We start from the raw sequence: 16,546 nt of genomic DNA, 5'->3' as shown, positions 1-16,546 counted from the left end.
GACCGATCGTAACCCCGCCCCCCGCCGCCCGCAGCGGACGCGAACCGTTTCGCTCGCAACGGCTCGAACGGACCGTAGCTAGACATCACCTGGATGCGTGACCTTCTCGGGGGATGGGTTTCCACAGTGGCGCACTCGCCCTACCGGCCACACTGGACGAACACAAAGTGTCACGGCGGCCGACAGCGCACTGCTCCCCCAACGCATTGTCACGCCATGATTCACCGCAAGGTGTGAATGCAGGGAGATCACTCGCTCAGTAGTGTCTACTTCGATCACACGGCCAGCCCGGGTCTCTCGCCATCGAGAATAGTTGAGGAGTTCACTTTTCGTCCCTGCGTGTATACAGTTTTCGCGACAATCTTCAGCGGAGGAACACATGAGCCAGGTGGTTCACACCCCGATAACGGCCCGCACGCCGGGCACAGGCGCGGGTTTCGGCGGAATCACCAGCGACGCGGCAGGCACGCCGGACTTCGCCGCGATACACGACAGCCCGGAGTTCACCGCCCTGCGCGGCCGCTTCCGGCGCTTCGCCTTCCCGACGGCCACGCTGTTCCTCCTCTGGTACCTGACCTACGTGCTGCTCGCGGCCTTCGCGCGTGACTTCATGAGCCACCGCCTGTTCGGCATGGTGACCACGGGGCTGGTCCTCGGCCTGCTCCAGTTCGTCTCGACCGCGGCCATCACCGTCGCCTACGTGCGTTACGCCCGGCGCCGTCTCGACCCGGTGGCCGCCGAACTCCGTGCCGTGGCGGGAGTCGCCGCGAAATGACCGTGCTCGCCGCCCCGGCCGGGCAACTCGGCAGCCCGCCCGTGAACCTCGCCGTGTTCGCCGTCCTGCTCGCCGTCACGCTGTTCGCGGTGTACCGGGCGAGCAACCGCAACGCGACGACCGCCGACTACTACGCGGCCGACAGCGCGTTCAGCGGCAGGAGGAACGGCATCGCGCTGACCGGCGACTACCTGTCCGCGGCGTCGTTCCTCGGCATCGCTGGCGCGATCGCGGTGCACGGCTACGACGGCTTCCTGTACTCGATCGGCTTCCTCGTGGCCTGGCTGGTCGCCCTGCTGCTGGTCGCGGAGCCGGTACGCAACACCGGCCGGTTCACGATGGGCGACGTGCTCGCGTACCGGATGCGGCAGCGCCCGGTCCGCGCCGCGGCCGCCACGTCGACGCTGGTGATCTCGTTCTTCTACATGGTGGCCCAGATGGCCGGCGCCGGCGGGCTCGTCGCGTTGCTGCTCGACGTGCACGGCAAGGCCGGGCAGGCGCTGGTGATCTGTGTGGTCGGGCTCGTGATGATCCTGTACGTGCTCGTCGGCGGCATGAAGGGCACCACGTGGGTGCAGGTCATCAAGGCCACGCTGCTCTTGGTGTGCGTCGTGCTGATGACGGTCTTCCTGTTGGGCAAGTTCGGGTTCAGCGTGTCGGCGCTGCTCGACGAGGCCGCGAACAACAACGCCAACGGCCACGACGTGCTGGCGCCGGGCACCCACTACCAGACCGTCCAGAGCCAGCTGGACTTCATCTCGCTGTCGCTGGCGCTGGTCTTCGGCGCCGCGGGCCTCCCCCACGTGCTGATGCGGTTCTACACCGTGCCCGACGCGCGGCAGGCCCGCCGGTCGGTCGTGTGGGCGATCGGCTGCATGAGCGTGTTCTACCTGGCCACACTGGTGCTCGGGTACGGCGCGTCCGCTTTGGTCGGTTCGGATCGGATCCTCGCGTCGACCGGCGGTGAGAACTCGGCCGCGCCACTCCTGGCGTTCGAGATCGGCGGCACGCTGCTGCTGGGCATCGTGGCCGCGATCGCCTTCGCGACGATCCTCGCCGTGGTGGCCGGCCTGACCCTCACCGCGTCGGCGTCGTTCGCGCACGACGTCTACGCGAACATCTTCCGCGGCGGCAACGCGCGACCCGCGGCCGAGATCCGGGTCGCCCGCCTCACCGCGGTGGTGGTCGGCGCGCTCGCGATGATCGGCGGCATCCTGGCGAACGGCCTGAACGTGGCGTTCCTCGTGGCACTGGCGTTCGCGTTCGCCGCGTCGGCGAACCTGTCCACCCTGCTGTACTCGTTGTTCTGGAAGCGGTTCAACACCCGCGGCACGCTGTGGGGCATGTACGGCGGGCTGGGTTCGTGCCTGCTGCTGGTGTTCTTCTCCCCGGTGGTGTCCGGCGCCCCGTCGTCGGTCTTCCCCGGCGTGGACTTCCACCTGTACCCGCTGACCAACCCGGGCATCGTGTCGATCCCGTTCTCTTTTCTGGCCGGCTACCTGGGCACCGTGCTGAGCAGCGAGAAGGCCGACCCGGCACGCCAGAAGGAGATGGCGGTCCGAGCACTGACGGGCATCGGCACCCGGACGTCCTGAATACGTTCAACGCCCCGAGGGTGCCCTTCACCGCATCTGGCGGCGCGGGGTGGGCGGGCATCGGGTAGAAACGACGTGTGCGTGACCCTCTCGCGGGCCTGGCCGATGTGTCGTGGCGGCAGTTGCATCATGCTCATGGCGTCGCCGCGGACGTGCCGGATCGGCTGCGGATGCTGCGTTCGCCCAACACCGCTACCCGTGAGGGCGCGATGGCGTGGCTGTCGCGGGCCGTGTGCCACGACGGGTCGCACTGGCCCGTGAGCGCCGCCGTGGTGCCGTTCCTGGTGGCGCTTGTGGACGATCCATCGACGCCGGACCGCGAGTCGGTGCTGAGCCTGCTGCGCGCGGTGGTCGTGGGTGACGCCGCGCTGCCGTTCACCCCGGACTTCTCCTCGGGCGACGAGCTGTCCGACGACGACCTCGCCGAGCTGGCCAAGCTGCTGTCCGAATCGGAGAACGCCCGCGCGGAGGCACCCGAGGAGTACTTCGACGCGGCGGCGGTCCGCTGGGCCGGGGACGCGTACCGGGCCGGGCTTGCCCACGTGCCGTCCTACGCGAACTGGTTGTCCGACCCGGCGGTCGCGGCGCAGGCGGCGGAGCTGCTGGCGTACTTCCCCCCGGACGAGAAGACCGTCGACGCGCTCGTGACGTCGGTGGCCCCGGCCAGCGCGAACCTGACCCTGGGGTATCTGTCGGGTTTCCCCACAGTGGACGAACACCTGACGTCCCAACTGGACGCCGAGCCGCTGGAGGTGCGGATGACGGCCGCGATCGCGCTCGCCTTCCGTTTGGGGGGCGACCTGCCGGCACGCGCGCTGGACCTTCTGGTGGACGTGTCCCCACCGCCGGCCCCACCGGGATGGGACCGGTCGATGCGCGGGTTCGTGACGCTGGCACTGCGCCGCGTCGGTCTCTGAGGCCGTGGATCCCGCCGGCAGTGCCACCAAGCTGTTGCCGTCGATCCTGAAGCCGCTCGGCACGTGGCTGGTCGACTGGCTGGCCGGGTTCCGGTCCCCGCAGACCCTCGCCCTGCGCCGGTACCAGAAGCGCCTCGCGGACAAGTACCAACAGGACGACTACCTGCCGCTGCGGGTCGAGGACGCCGGCCGGAAGACACGCGTGGAGCAGGTCATCACCGACCGCAAGCACGTGGTCGTCGCCGGTGAACCGGGTGCTGGGAAGTCGGCGTTACTGAAGCATCTCGCGTTCGAGTTCGCCAAGGGCGGCCGACGCACGCGCAAGGAAGCCATCCCGGTCCTCGTCAAGCTTCTGGACGTGGCCAGGAACGACGTCGATGCCTGTGTGCTCAAACAGTTGCGGCGCGCGGAGTTCTTCCGGGCCGAGAAGTTCCTGGCCCGCGCACTCGACAACGGCAAGCTGCGGGTTCTGCTCGACGGACTCGACGAGGTCCCTCGCGAGGACCGCGGCCACACCGTACGGCGGGTCCTCGCGTTCATCGAGGAGTATGGCGATTGCGAGGTCGTGGTCACCTGCCGCAGCGCCGTGCGAGAGCGGGCGCTGTGGGACCGGATGCATGCCGTGACGGTCGCCGAGTTCGACGACGAGCTGATCAAGCAGTTCATCAGGGCACGGCTCGGCGTCAACGGTTCGCGAACGCAGGAGCTGCTGTTCGACAATCCCAGGGCCCTCGCACTCGCACGCGTGCCGCTGCTGCTGAAGATGATGATCGAGGTCACACGGGTCCCCGGCGCGTCGATCCCGATCACGTCGTCCCGGGCACAGTTCTACCGCGAAGCGGTGGACCACCTCCTCTCGCCCAGGAACGCCGAGGCCAGCTCAGATCCCGAACACCACCGGGACATGAAGGATGTGCTCCGCACACTCTCGTTGACCGGCAAGGACAGCGGTAGCGATGTCCTGGACCGCGAGACCGCCTTCGACCACGCCATGCGAGTCCTCGCGGACAGCAACTCGGTCAATGCCCTGTTCCTGGACATCACGCGCAGCGGCCTGCTGCGACATGAAGGCGACCGCCGCTACCGGTTCGGTCACCTCAGCTTCCAGGACTACCTGGCGGCCGACGCGCTGGACGCGGACGGTCTGCTGACGCGCCTCGACCTGGATCCGGACCGCTGGCAGGAGACGGCGATCCTGTGGTGCGGCTTCAACGACGCCACGAAGGTCGTCCGCCACCTGCTGGCCAACGGATCACTCGCCGCACTCGAATGCCTTGGCGAGGCCGAGACGGTCGCCGACGACGTGGCACGGGCGGTCCTGGACCGCTTCGCACCCGAGCTGGATGGAGCGGCCGCGGACAGCCAGGTCGTCCGCGCGTTCGGTGTGGCGGCCGCCGGGAGGAGCGCGGTCTTCGAGTTTCTCCGGGACGAGGTCACGAACCCGGGCAGCAGACGTGCGGCGGCCGCGCACGCGCTGGCGATATCCGGCCTGCCCGAGGCCGTCGAGGTGCTCGGCGGGCTCTACCGTTCGACCCCCGACGTGCGGGAACCGTTGGTGCGCATGGGTGATCCCGCGGTCGCCACCCTCGGCGACATGGCCGCCATGAACGGCCTCGCCGGGATCGCAACCCCCGCGGCACTGCGTGTGCTGGTCGGTTTCCTGTGGCGCGACGACGAACAGGCGGCGCGTGCGGCGTGGCGGATCGCCGCGATGATCAGCGACCCCCAACTCGAGGCGGCGCTGGCGGGGTTCGAGGCCCCGCACACGTCAATTCTTGACTACGGCTGGGTGTGGATGCCGTTCACCGGGGACCGGACCACGCTCACCATCATCAACCGGGTAAGCGAGCTGATCCTGTACGGACCGGTCGAGGAAGACCGACAGATCGACAAACGCCTCGCCATCGCCCTCGGGTTCGTCGACGCAAAGCTCACTCTCACCACCGATGCCCCGCCATCGAAGAAACTCGTCGAGATCGCGGGACAGATGCACACGGAACGCCCGCCGAACGTCGTGGCGGACCAGCTTTTCGAGGTGCGCGAGGACGAGAAGTGGTGCGACCTGCAACGTCGCTTCTTCGACGAGTACCTCAAGTGGCGGAGGTGCTCGGAGCGGCGACGTGGCCTGCTCAGGCACGTGCCGCTCGGCGACGTGGCCACACTGATGGTCAGGTACCGCTATCGCACCGTGAACCGGAGTGACGAGTGGATCAACATGGGACGGCGGAGTCCAGGTCTGGTCCTGATGGCGATCGTGTGCGGCACCATGGCCGCACTGGCTTTCGTCACCCTGGTCGTGTTGGCCGTCGTGCAGACGGCGAGGACGTTCTTCCCCGGCGGCGCCTTCTCCCTCGACGCGGTGCCATGGCTGCGGTCGGCTCTGCAGGCGGTCGCCGATGGGGCGGGCTGGCTGTGGCATCTCGGTCCACCCGCACTGGTGCCCTGTGTGCTCGGCGTCGGGGCACTGTGCCTCGGATGGGCGCTGCGTCGCCAACGGCACCGCATCGCCGCCGAGATCGTCGGGGGAACCGTCGTCGTGGTGGGGTTGGTCCTGCTCGCGCTCCTGGTGACCATGCCCATGGTGTGGTCACAAGCGGCGGAGGGCAGCTGGTTGATCGGCGGCATCTACTGGATGGGCGCGGTCGTCCTACCCTCGTACGCCATGTCCGCGATCCTGATGCGGCGAGATCGCCTCACCAGCCCGCTGCGGGACATCGTCGCGACTAGAGAGCCTGTCCCTGCTGAACCCGGCGGGTGACCGCCCGCTCGGCGAAGAACGACCCGACCGGCACGACACCGGACAGCATCACGAGGATCGTGCCCTTGAGCGACCAGCGGGCCTTGAGCGCGAGGTCGACGATCGCGACCAGGTAGACGATGTACAGGAAGCCGTGGACGGGTCCGATGACGGCGCTGTACTGACCTTCGTCGAAGGCGTAGTTCATGACCATGCCGAAGCAGAGCGCGAGCAGGCCGACACCGACGATGTAGGCCATCACGCGGAAGCGCGCGAGCGCGCCCTTGACGCCGGCGTCACCGACGGCCTGGGCTGGGTTCTCCTCGTCGGTGACGGGGGACTCGGCGGTCATCGCGTCTCCTGCTGATCTCGTGCGTTGAGCTGGGCGAGGAACCGGTTGTAGGCGGCCAGCTCGGGATCCTCGTCGGCGTCCTGCCGCTGGACATCCTGCCGCACGACCGGTTTGTCCGTTTCGGTCGGGGGTGCTGGTTGTGGCTCAGGTCGCTCCTCCCGCGCCTGCGCCCGCAGCTTACGGAGCCGCCAGAACATGAAGGCCGGGAACAGCCCGAACAGCGGCCACTGCAGGACGTAGCCGAGGTTCTGCCAGGTCCCGCCGTTCTCGAAGCGCTGCCACTGCCACCAGGCCAGCCCGACACAGGCCACGAGGGACAACACGCAGAGGAAGACGACTCCCACGCGGCGAGCGAGCACTCCGCCATTCACAGTAGTGACGCTAACACCCGGCCTTGAGGCCCTCGGCGAACGCCCGCCACGAGGCATCGCCGAACACAAGGCAGGCGCCCTCCTGGCTCTTGGAGTCCCGCACCCCGACGGTGGCACTCACAAAGGCCACCTCAACGCACGCGCCGTTGCTGCCGTCACCACTGCGGCTGCTCTTCCGCCACGCAGCGGAAGAGAAGTTCACGGAGGACACGTTCTCGCCTCTCATTCGCCATGCAGCTCGTCTGCCATCTTCTCGATGAAAGCCACCGAGTCTGACGGGCTCAACGCCTCGGATCGCAGGCGGTCGAAGACGAGCCTAGCCTCTGTCACCTCCTCGGGTCTCTCGACCTGAAGGGAGCCGGTGGGGTACTCGACATAGAGCACGGACGGGTCCTCGTCCTCCGGAAACGTAAGAATGATGAAGGCTCCGTCCATGCCCGAGTGGGCGCCGGCTTCGTTGGGCAGCACCTGCACCGAGACCGTGCTCAACTCGGAGACCATGACGAGATGGCCGAGCTGGTCCCGCATCACCTCGACTCCGCCGACCTTTCTCCGCAGCGCGGCCTCGTCGATGATGGCCACCAACCGCAGCGGGAACTCTTCTTCGGTCAGCCGCCGCTGACGGTGAAGCCGTGCGGCGACGTCGTTCGCCAGTCTCTCCCGGCTGCGTCGCACCTTCCCCGAGGCGAACAGGGCGCGCATGTATCCCTCGGTCTGCAGGAGGCCGGGGATGTTCAGGACGCTGAACTCGAGTTCGACCGAGGCCTCGGTCTCCATGCTGATCCAACCGCGGTCGTCGACGGTGTACCTCGCCCACCAGCCGGGGCGGTTCGCCTCTCTCGCGAGGTCGAGCAAATCCGGGTCGTAGTGGTCGTAGATGTCCATCATGGAGCGGATGAGGTGCACGTCCGCCCTCGACTGTCCCGTCTCGATCCTGGCGAGGGAGCTGCGCGACTTGTCCAGCAGGCGTGCGGCGTCCTCGATGTTCAGGCCCGCCTTCTCCCGCATCTGACGCAACCGCCGCGCCAGGCGGCGACGCCGGAACGTGGGGCTCGTCCGCATACCCCGGTTACCTCCCGTGCCCAAATGATCACAGATCATCGCAGCCGGGAGGCGCCGAGTGGGATTCCCACCTACCCGGCGGCGCGGGCGTAGCCGTCGGCGAGGCCGAAGACCTTCTGGCCGTAGGGAACCGAGTGGTTGTAGGAGAACACCGCCGCCCACCAGCCCTTCGGGGTCGACAGGTCGCGGTTGCCGGCGCACAGGTAGCGGCCGGCGGCCAGGGCGGCGTCGTCGATCTGCTGGGGGTCGCCGATGCCGTCGAGGTTGGCGTCCGAGGTCCAGCGGCGCCACGTGGACGGGATGAACTGCATGGGGCCAACGGCACGGTCGACGGTGGAGTCGCCGTCGAACTGGCCGCGGTCGGAGTCGGAGATGGTCTGCACGCCAGGGGAACCGTCCAGTGGGACACCGATGATCGGTTTGGACGGACGGCCGTCCTCCCGCAGGACGGCGCCGGCGAAGCGGCCGTGGTTGGACTCGACGCGGCCGATGCCCGCGAGGGTCGCCCAGGACAGGCGACAGGCCGGTTGGGTGGTGCGGAGCACGAGTTCGGCGTTGCCGTACGCCATCAACGCTCGGGCGGGGACGTCGATCACGGCGGCCACGCGGGTGGCCCAGGCCTTGAGCGGGTCCTCCCCTACCGCGCCCGCCTGAGGCTGCGGTGGGGCGATGGCACCCGGGGTGACGTCGACGATGGGGACCGAGGCGGCTGGTGCCTCGATGGGACTCCGCGTGGGCTCCGTGGCCGCCTTCAGCAGCCAGACCCCGCTACCCGCCAGTGCCACGACAAGCAGCACCAGTCCGGCGCGGAGGAGCACGCTCCGCAGGTCAGAGAGCTGGCCGTCGATCACAACGAGGTCAACGACGGCCGTGCCACGACGTTACGCCGACCGACGCTCGTTCTGGCGTTGCAGCCGGTTCACACACCATGCCGGCGCGCTGCCCCGGCGCAGGTGATCGAGAACAGTGAGGGGACCGAGTCGACGCTTGAGGTCCGACGGGGACAGGCCTGCGGCGCGGTAGTCGAGTGCGCGCTGGTCGAGGGGGCTGATGCCGGCGTCCCACCATTCCTTGGCCTCCGCGAGACCACCGACCATCTGCCACCAGCCGGCGGCCGCGGAGATCAGCTCCGAGGGAACGTCCGGCAGCCGCTCACGCATGGCGGCGAAGAAACGCGGGTCGGTCGCCTCGACCGCGGCCCACGGGTTGTTGCCACCGCGTGCCCGCTGGCCGGGGATTCCCTGCTGCGGCTGGACCGGCACCTCCGCGAGCCACTCGGACGCGATGCGGTTGATCTCGTCCGCCTCGGCGGCCTTCGAGTGGTCCTCGGTCCATTGCCGGACCAGGTCATCCACGCCGGGATCGTCGAGCATCCATGCCTCCTTCGAGAACTGCGGAAGAACCCCGCGGAACTTCGATGCGGGAACCGTAAAGGCCGGCACCGACAGTCCGCCAGACCTGATCTCGAGGAAAGGCTGCCAACAGGGCCAACAGGGCCAGAATCCACCCGTACGGTCCAATGTGGCGCCTTGGTCCCGGTACGTTTGTCACGTTCCGTGAGCCAGGTCCTGGGCAGGTCAGGCAAAGATGTTCTGCACGAATGTGATGATCGCCTCAGCCCCGTCCCGGAGCCAGCCGAGGATGCTCTGCACCGCCTCCGCCGCCGGGCCCGGTTGTGAGATCACGTAGAAGAGGACCAGCGCCACGCCCACGAGCATCAGGACCTTTTTTGCCTTCATCGCTGTCTCCCCTTCACGCTGATGGCCGCACCCAGCTTACGGTGCGTACATCTCCAAGCACACCACCATATGGGAGGCAACCCACATGGCCGACACAGTTCGGGTGGAATCGTCCGGATCCGTGACGACCGTCCTGATCGATCGTCCCGAGTCGCGGAACGCGGTGGACGGCCCAACGGCCCGCGCGCTCGCCGACGCGTTCCGCGCCTTCGACGCGGACCCGTCCGCGTCCGTCGCCGTGCTGGGCGGGGTCGGTTCGGCCTTCTGTGCGGGCGCTGACCTCAAGTCGGTGGGTACGGAGCGGGGAAACCAGCTCACCCCGGACGGCGACGGCCCGATGGGCCCGACCCGCATGACACTGTCGAAACCGGTCATCGCGGCGGTCCAAGGCCACGCGGTCGCGGGCGGGCTGGAACTGGCGCTGTGGTGCGATCTCCGTGTGGCCGATGCCACAGCGGTGTTCGGCGTGTTCTGCCGCCGCTGGGGTGTGCCGCTGATCGACGGCGGCACCGTGCGCCTGCCGCGGCTGATCGGGCAGAGCCGGGCGCTGGACATGATCCTGACGGGCCGCCCCGTCGACGCGCAGGAAGCCCTCGCGATCGGCCTGGCGAACCGCGTGGTGCCGGCGGGCACCGCGCTCACGGCCGCGCAGGAGTTGGCGAAGCAGCTGGCCGCGTTCCCGCAGGCGTGCCTGCGCTCGGACCGCGCGTCGGCGTTGGCGCAGTGGGAGTCCCAGGAGCCGCTGGCCACGGAGTTCGCTCACGGCATGGCGGTACTGGCCGACGCGCAGGAAGGCGTCGCGAGGTTCGCGTCCGGTTCGGGCCGGCACGGCACCTTCGAGTAGCGGTCAGGGCCCCACCAAGGGTTGGCCGGCACACGAGTGTCCCATTCGCTCGAACCCGCACCAGAAAGTTGTCCACAGGCCTCCGCGACCAGGGGTTTTGTCAGTGCCCCTTGGTACGATGGCCTCGGGGTGGCCCCCCGGGTATGGGTGGGGGATGCCTGGGTGACCACCTGTGTTGGCGTTGATCATGAACGCGATCTGGCCGGGCGTGGACAATATGGCGGCCGTCGCGACGTGTGCCCAGGCTGCCCGAACTCTTCTTGTTCGCGGTGACGGGCCCGGGCACAACGCCGTCAGCGGCGGGCGGTCATCACCTTGCGGACGGCCTCGCTCGGCACCACGCGTAGGGCCACCGCGCGGTCGGCGCACACGGACTGCGCGTGCCGGACGGCGGCGGAGGCCGCGTGGTCGCAGGTCGACACGGTGCTGAGGTCCAGCGTGAGCACGTCGAGCTCCGAGGTGTCCGTCAGCTCGAAGAAGTCCGTCACCGAGCGGTTCAGCTCGGGCAGTGTGGTCGCGTCCAGGGTGCCGGTGACGCTGATCCCCGATGTGCCATCGACGAAGATCGTCACCGGCGACGTTTTCTCTGGCCCTACCAAGGTCATGACCGAGAGCGTATGGGGACACACACCGTCACACATCCGGGCGTACCCCGAACTACGCAACGACACCCTCTGTACGCATTCGGTCAATGTCCTCCGGTACGTAGCCCAGTTCGGTGAGCACGTCATACGTAGACGACCGCGGCTCCACCGGCGCCGTCGGCTCGGGCAGCGCGGACCGCGAGAACCTCGGCGCGGGCGCCGGCTGCATGTCACCGTCCAGCGACACGAACGAGCCGCGTGCCGCGTTGTGCGGGTGCTTCGGGGCCTCCGAGGGGTCCAGCACCGGCGTCAGGCACGCGTCCGTCCCTTCCGCGCGTGCCGTCCACTCGTCACGCGTGCGCGTGCGGATCACCGCGGCCAGTACCTCGCGCACGGCAGACCACCGCGCCGGGTCCAACCGGTCGGCGACCGACGCCGGATCGATCTCCAGCACCTTCGTCAACGCGGCCCAGAACCGCTCCTCGATCGCCCCGACGGCCATGTACTTACCGTCGGAGGTCTCGTAGGTGTCGTAGAACGGCGCCCCGCCGTCGAGCATGTTCGACCCGCGTCCGCGCTGGAACAGCCCCGCGTTGCGCAGCCCGTGCATGCCCGCGGTGAGCAGCGCGGAACCGTCGACCATCGACGCGTCGATCACCTGCCCACGCCCCGAGACGGACCGCTCCACCAGCGCCGCCAGCACGCCCATCGCCAGCAGCATGCCGCCGCCACCGAAGTCGGCCAGCAGGTTCAGCGGCGGCACCGGCCGCTCCCCCGCCCGTCCGATCGGCTCCAGCGCCCCGGACAGCCCGATGTAGTTGATGTCGTGGCCGGCCGACTGCGCGAGCGGCCCATCCTGCCCCCAACCGGTGACCCGGCCGTACACCAGGCGCGGGTTGCGCTCGAGGCAGTCGTCGGGCCCGAGCCCCAGGCGTTCCGTGACACCGGGCCGGTAGCCCTCGATCAGCACATCCGCCTCGTCGACCAGCCGCAGCACGATGTCCCGGCCGGTCGGCGACTTCGTGTCAACGCCGATCCACCGCCTGCTTCGCGACAGCGGGTCGCGCGGGAAGACCGGCACGTCGAAGCCCGGCTTGACCCGGTCGACCCGGATCACGTCGGCGCCGTAGTCGGCGAGCACGGTCGCCGCGAACGGCGCGGGCGCGAGCCCGACCAACTCGACGACCTTGATGCCAGCAAGCGGTCCCAAGCGAGGCTCCTCTACAGCGTGCGGGAGATGATTTCCTTCATGATCTCGTTGGTGCCGCCGAAGATCCGCTGCACGCGCGCGGCGGTCCAGACCCGCGAGATCGGGTACTCGTTCATGTAGCCGTAGCCGCCGAACAGCTGTAGGCACTCGTCGGCGACCCGCGAGAGCCGGTCGGTGGTCCACCACTTGACCATCGCCGCGCCCGTGACGTCCAACTCGCCCTTCAGGTGCCGCTCGATGCACTGGTCCAGGTACGCCTTGCTCACCGCCACCTCGGTCGCGGCCTCGGCGAGCTTGAACCGCGTGTTCTGGAAGTTGAAGATCTCGCGCCCGAACGCCGTGCGTTCCTTGGTGTACTGGATGGTCTGCTCGACCGCCGCCTCCATGGCCGCCACCGCGCCGACCGCGATGATCAGCCGTTCCTGCGGCAGCTGCTGCATGAGCTGGACGAAGCCCTGGCCCTCCACACCACCCAGCAGGTTCTCCACCGGCACGCGGACGTCGTCGAAGAACAGCTCCGACGTGTCCTGGCCGTGCAGGCCGATCTTGTCGAGCACCCGGCCGCGCCGGAACCCTTGCGCCCCTTCGGTCTCCACCACGACCAGGGACACGCCCTTGGCCGCCTCGCCGGGGTCGGTCTTCGCGACCACCACGATCAGCTCGGCCTGCGCGCCGTTGGTGATGAACGTCTTCGAGCCGTTCAGCACGTAGTGGTCACCGTCGCGGATGGCCTTCGCCTTCACGTTCTGCAGGTCCGACCCGGTGCCGGGCTCGGTCATCGCGATGGCGGCGACCAGCTCGCCGGACGCGAGCTTCGGCAACCAGCGCCGCTTCTGCTCCTCGGTGCCGCACGAGTTGACGTAGTGCGCGACGATGCCCGAGTGGACTGAGTTGCCCCACGCGTCGTCGCCGGCCTTCGCCTGCTCCTCCAGCAGGATCGCCTCGTGCGCGAACGAGCCGCCACCGCCGCCGTACTCCTCGGGGATCGACAGGCACAGCAGGCCGACGTCGCCGGCCTTGCGCCACAGGTCGCGGTCCACCTGCTTAGCCGCCGCCCAACGCTCGTAGTTGGGCACGATCTCCTTCTGGCAGAAGGCGTGCGCCAACTCGCGGAAGGAGTCGAGATCGGCGTCGAGCCAGGAGGAACGCTGGGTGAGCGACATGACGACTCCAAAAACAATCCGTACGGCATGTAAAGTCTGACCTGAATGTACCTGCGTGCAGGACTGCAGGTAAAGCAGGAGGAACGCATGGCGACCCCGACCGCACGGACCGATGCTCACTCCGCGGGCTCCGTTCGGAAACACCGGACGCAGGCGGAACGCAGCGAGCGCACGCGCGAACTGCTGCTCGACGCGACCGTCGAGTGCCTGGTGGAGATGGGATATGCCCGCACGACCGTGCAGGAGATCTGCCAGCGGGCCGGCCTGTCCCGCGGCGCGCAACAGCACCACTTCACGACGAAGGCGGAGCTGATGACGAGTGCGCTGGAGCACCTGTTCAAGCGCCTGTCTGAGCAGATTCTCGCGGCGACCGCGGAGCTGCCGTCCGGTCCGGAACGCATCGAGGCGGGCATCGACCTGCTGTGGCGGGCGTACTCGGGCACGCTGTCGACGGCGGCGGTCGAGCTGTGGGTTGCGGCCCGCACCGACCCGGAGCTGCGCCGCACGCTGCTGCCCGTCGACCGCGCGCTCGGACACGCGACACTCGAGTTCTACCGGGAGATCATGGGAGCGTCCGTCGACGACGGGCGGTTGAACACGCTCGTGCTGCTGACCGTGAACCTGGTCCGCGGGCTGGCGCTGGACGCCATGATCGGCGGGGACGAGCGCAGGCGGACCACGTTGCTCGCGGAGTGGAAGACCCTCGTGTCGGAGCAGTTTGGTAGGCGGTGAGCGGCCCGGCCCTCGCTCGGGCCGCACACCGCGCTAACAGAGAAGATGGCCATGGACGCGAAACGTGACGTTTGCGGTAGCAATTAACTGACACTCAGTCCGCGTCCTGCCACACCAGGTCAGCGAAGTAGTAGTCCGCGACCTCTCCCGCCGCGATCCGCACCTCGTCCCGCCAGGGGCTGACCTCGTCCAGCGCGTCAAGTGGCACCCACTGGGCGTCGTCGAAGCGGTAGCCACTGGGTCGCGGGTCGCCGAGGTCGATGTCGAAGGTGGCCTCACTGGGGAGCTGGCAGCGCCACACCCGCAGCGAGGCACGCACGGCGTCGTCATCGGCGTTCTGCCACCCGAGGAGCATCCGGTCGGAAAGCAGCTGGTCAACGCAGTTCAGGGAGACGCCGAACTCGTGGGTGAACAGGCCGTCGAGGGTGCCGCGCTCGTCACCGGCCAGCTCCGTGCCGGGCAGCTCCCAGAACCCCGCCATGGACGCGGGCTGCGAGCGCCGTGCCACGAACAGCCGGAAGTCACGGATGATGGCCGCCCCGAGCACGATCGTCTCCTCGCTCATGCTGTCGCCTCCTCCGCTCCGTGGTGCCGGAACGCTCCGCAAGCTCCGCTTCTCCGGCGCCCTCCGCGGACTCGGCGCCAGCCTGAATATCGATGGTTCGCTCCGCAAGCTCCGCTCACGCCCTCAGTAGCGCAGTTCCGCCGACCCCGGCCCAGTGGGCGGCGGGTGTCCGTTCGGGCGACGAACATGTGCCTTACGGGCACTGGCAAGATTCCCGGTGTGACTCAGCCCGCACCCGGCTACCAGCCGTATCAGCCACCGCAGCCGATGATGTTCGCGCCGCCGCCGAAGCCGTCCCGCGGTGGCCTGACCAGCCTGCTCGCCGGCGTGCTCGCGCTGGTGGCGGCCGGTGTCGTCGTCGGTGGTTCGTTCGCGTCCATCACGACGTTCCGGAACTCCTTCGAAGGCGAGGGCGAACCCTCGGTCTTCGGCACGGACAGCGGCTGGTGGGGTTACACGAACGCCGGCGAAGACATGTTCGAGGGCGAGTCGAGCCTGTTCGGCCTCGCGCTCGTGCTGGTCGCGGCGCTGCTGGTGCTGGGCGCGGTGTTCACGTTCGTGGCGTCACGCACCAGGACGTCGGGCCCGACGTCGGGTGGCCGATCGCTGCTGTCGACGGGTCTCGGCGTACTGGCCGGGGTGATGCTGCTCCAGACGATGGCGGTGGTGGAGCAGGCGTCCGCGTACAACGACCGGGAGCTGGAAGCCGGCGAGTCACTGGACTTCTCGGCAGGACTCGGGCTGATCCTGCCGCTGTGTGGGCTGGCACTGGCACTGGTCGCGGTGGTACTGGCCCACATCGGCCAGCGCCCACGTGAGGCCAGGGTGGAACCGAACACGCCGCGGATGGGCTTCCCGGCGCCTTACGGGTACCGGCAGGCGCAGGCCACCGCCGCGGTCGCGCCGCCTCCGGTGGCTGTGCCGGTGCCAGCGACCGCCGCGCCTTCCTCTTCCGCAGCCTCGTCCTCGGACGACGACTCGGACACCACGCAGGTGGTCAGCGGCGCCACCGCGAGCGGCACGGGCGCCGTGGCCGCCGCCCTGTCCGGCGACGCCGCGCCGACCCCGGTCACGCCGCCCTCACCGGTCGCACCCCCTGCCCCCGTCGCTCCACCGGCCCCTGTCACGCCGGCGACCACCACCGCGCCGGAGTCCTCGACGCCACCCGCAACTCCGTTGCCGACCCCCGAGGCTGGCACACCAGCCTCGACCACCGTCACCCCACCAGCGGGCACCGCGACCCCGCCTGCGGCACCGGCCAGCGGCACCCCCGCACCAGCCACTCCGGTCCCGAACGGCGACACCCCACCCGCTCAGACACCCGAAACCCAAGCGCCGAACGGCTCCGCACCCCAACCCGAAACCCCGACGCCGACTGGCGATCAAGCCGCCAAGCCCGACGCGACGCCCCTCACCGACCTGCCAGCCGCTCCCCCGGCCCCGGAACTCTCGGACGACTCGAAGCAGAACGACAAGTAGGCGAGACACATCCCGCGGTGCGGCCGGCGTGAACCCGTAGCGCGCCTCACCGCGGGAATCTGTCTGAGGGCCGAGGCGTCAGCTCATCTTCGGCGGTCCGGCGCTGGGCCTGTCGTGGCCGGACCTGGACCTGCTGCTGTCCCCGAAGGACGCGGAGGCCCCGACCCCGGCCCGCGCGGGACATCACGGCCCGAAGCGACCCGGATCAGCCCGAAAGGCCCGAGCCGCCCGGAGCCACCGCCTGCCAGGCCGACGCCGACCCACCAGACATCGCCCACCGGCCCCACTGCTCGTCCTAGCCGCTCGCTCTAGCCGCTCGCTCTAGCCTCCGCTGGCCTCCGGCCCCCGGTTTCCAGCCTAGTGGCAGCCACCGACAATTCCTTGTCGTGCGGGCGAGTTGTCCACAGGCGGCCGGCACCGA

At 69.1% G+C, this 16,546-nt stretch carries 18 protein-coding genes; 7 read left to right on the top strand and 11 right to left on the bottom strand.

Going from position 1 to position 16,546, the window contains the following annotated elements; all coding sequences use genetic code 11:
* Positions 1 to 379 precede the first annotated feature (379 nt).
* The 4 genes from VF106_RS11565 to VF106_RS11550 all read left to right on the top strand — a co-directional run bounded on the left by VF106_RS11565 (position 380) and on the right by VF106_RS11550 (position 6,045).
* Positions 380 to 775 (top strand): DUF485 domain-containing protein, encoded by a 396-nt coding sequence (locus VF106_RS11565; RefSeq protein ID WP_330839633.1) that lies wholly within the window; start codon positions 380 to 382, stop codon positions 773 to 775.
* Positions 772 to 2,370, top strand: coding sequence for a monocarboxylic acid transporter (locus tag VF106_RS11560; RefSeq protein WP_330839632.1), 1,599 nt, complete (start codon positions 772 to 774; stop codon positions 2,368 to 2,370). Before VF106_RS11565 ends, VF106_RS11560 begins: the two co-directional genes overlap by 4 nt.
* 77 nt (positions 2,371 to 2,447) lie before the next feature.
* Positions 2,448 to 3,287 carry a hypothetical protein gene (locus VF106_RS11555; protein ID WP_330839631.1) on the top strand — a complete coding sequence of 280 codons (840 nt, stop codon included), beginning with the start codon at positions 2,448 to 2,450 and terminating at the stop codon, positions 3,285 to 3,287.
* A 4-nt stretch (positions 3,288 to 3,291) separates the two neighbouring features.
* On the top strand, positions 3,292 to 6,045 hold the full coding sequence (locus VF106_RS11550) for an NACHT domain-containing protein (protein ID WP_330839630.1): 2,754 nt from the start codon (positions 3,292 to 3,294) through the stop codon (positions 6,043 to 6,045).
* Here the strand turns inward: VF106_RS11550 and VF106_RS11545 are convergent.
* The 7 genes from VF106_RS11545 to VF106_RS11515 all read right to left on the bottom strand — a co-directional run bounded on the left by VF106_RS11545 (position 6,011) and on the right by VF106_RS11515 (position 9,548).
* Positions 6,011 to 6,376 (bottom strand): DUF3817 domain-containing protein, encoded by a 366-nt coding sequence (locus VF106_RS11545; RefSeq protein WP_414638934.1) that lies wholly within the window; start codon positions 6,374 to 6,376, stop codon positions 6,011 to 6,013. The genes VF106_RS11550 and VF106_RS11545 overlap by 35 nt on opposite strands.
* On the bottom strand, positions 6,373 to 6,747 hold the full coding sequence (locus VF106_RS11540) for a hypothetical protein (RefSeq protein ID WP_330839629.1): 375 nt from the start codon (positions 6,745 to 6,747) through the stop codon (positions 6,373 to 6,375). Before VF106_RS11540 ends, VF106_RS11545 begins: the two co-directional genes overlap by 4 nt.
* A 10-nt stretch (positions 6,748 to 6,757) precedes the next feature.
* Entirely contained in the window at positions 6,758 to 6,973 is a 216-nt protein-coding gene (locus tag VF106_RS11535; RefSeq protein WP_330839628.1) for a DUF397 domain-containing protein, read from the bottom strand.
* The gene (locus tag VF106_RS11530) at positions 6,970 to 7,809 is read right to left on the bottom strand and encodes a helix-turn-helix domain-containing protein (RefSeq protein WP_330839627.1); all 840 of its coding nucleotides are present in this window, start codon (positions 7,807 to 7,809) and stop codon (positions 6,970 to 6,972) included. Before VF106_RS11530 ends, VF106_RS11535 begins: the two co-directional genes overlap by 4 nt.
* Positions 7,810 to 7,880: 71 nt before the next feature.
* A complete protein-coding gene (locus VF106_RS11525) occupies positions 7,881 to 8,660 on the bottom strand; it encodes a lytic transglycosylase domain-containing protein (RefSeq protein WP_330839625.1) in 780 nt (259 codons plus the stop codon).
* A gap of 30 nt (positions 8,661 to 8,690) precedes the next feature.
* Entirely contained in the window at positions 8,691 to 9,182 is a 492-nt protein-coding gene (locus VF106_RS11520) for a helix-turn-helix transcriptional regulator (RefSeq protein ID WP_330839624.1), read from the bottom strand.
* A 204-nt stretch (positions 9,183 to 9,386) separates the two neighbouring features.
* Positions 9,387 to 9,548, bottom strand: coding sequence for a hypothetical protein (locus VF106_RS11515; RefSeq protein WP_330839623.1), 162 nt, complete (start codon positions 9,546 to 9,548; stop codon positions 9,387 to 9,389).
* 85 nt (positions 9,549 to 9,633) lie between these two features.
* Here VF106_RS11515 and VF106_RS11510 point away from each other — a divergent pair, with 85 nt between their 5' ends.
* Positions 9,634 to 10,392: a crotonase/enoyl-CoA hydratase family protein gene (locus VF106_RS11510; RefSeq protein ID WP_330839622.1), complete on the top strand. Its 759-nt coding sequence runs from the start codon at positions 9,634 to 9,636 to the stop codon at positions 10,390 to 10,392.
* A gap of 293 nt (positions 10,393 to 10,685) precedes the next feature.
* Here VF106_RS11510 and VF106_RS11505 read toward each other — a convergent pair whose 3' ends face one another.
* From VF106_RS11505 to VF106_RS11495, 3 genes are read right to left on the bottom strand one after another with little or no spacing between them, the layout of a single operon-like run.
* Positions 10,686 to 10,997: a hypothetical protein gene (locus VF106_RS11505; RefSeq protein WP_330839621.1), complete on the bottom strand. Its 312-nt coding sequence runs from the start codon at positions 10,995 to 10,997 to the stop codon at positions 10,686 to 10,688.
* A 52-nt stretch (positions 10,998 to 11,049) separates the two neighbouring features.
* Entirely contained in the window at positions 11,050 to 12,186 is a 1,137-nt protein-coding gene (locus VF106_RS11500) for a CaiB/BaiF CoA transferase family protein (protein WP_330839620.1), read from the bottom strand.
* A gap of 11 nt (positions 12,187 to 12,197) precedes the next feature.
* Entirely contained in the window at positions 12,198 to 13,349 is a 1,152-nt protein-coding gene (locus VF106_RS11495) for an acyl-CoA dehydrogenase family protein (RefSeq protein WP_330839619.1), read from the bottom strand.
* An 87-nt stretch (positions 13,350 to 13,436) separates the two neighbouring features.
* Between VF106_RS11495 and VF106_RS11490 the strand changes: the two genes are divergently transcribed.
* A complete protein-coding gene (locus VF106_RS11490; protein ID WP_330839618.1) occupies positions 13,437 to 14,081 on the top strand; it encodes a TetR/AcrR family transcriptional regulator in 645 nt (214 codons plus the stop codon).
* A 94-nt stretch (positions 14,082 to 14,175) separates the two neighbouring features.
* Here the strand turns inward: VF106_RS11490 and VF106_RS11485 are convergent, their stop codons facing one another.
* Complete coding sequence (locus VF106_RS11485) at positions 14,176 to 14,646, bottom strand: NUDIX hydrolase (protein ID WP_330839617.1); 471 nt, start codon at positions 14,644 to 14,646, stop codon at positions 14,176 to 14,178.
* Positions 14,647 to 14,865: 219 nt separating this feature from the next.
* Between VF106_RS11485 and VF106_RS11480 the strand changes: the two genes are divergently transcribed.
* Positions 14,866 to 16,125 (top strand): hypothetical protein, encoded by a 1,260-nt coding sequence (locus VF106_RS11480; RefSeq protein WP_330839616.1) that lies wholly within the window; start codon positions 14,866 to 14,868, stop codon positions 16,123 to 16,125.
* Positions 16,126 to 16,546: the final 421 nt, after the last annotated feature.

The sequence above is a fragment of the Actinophytocola sp. genome, from assembly GCF_036378875.1.
Lineage (GTDB): Bacteria > Actinomycetota > Actinomycetes > Mycobacteriales > Pseudonocardiaceae > Actinophytocola.
The sequence above is the reverse complement of the archived record's forward strand: the minus strand, read 5'-3'. Positions and strand labels throughout refer to the sequence as shown.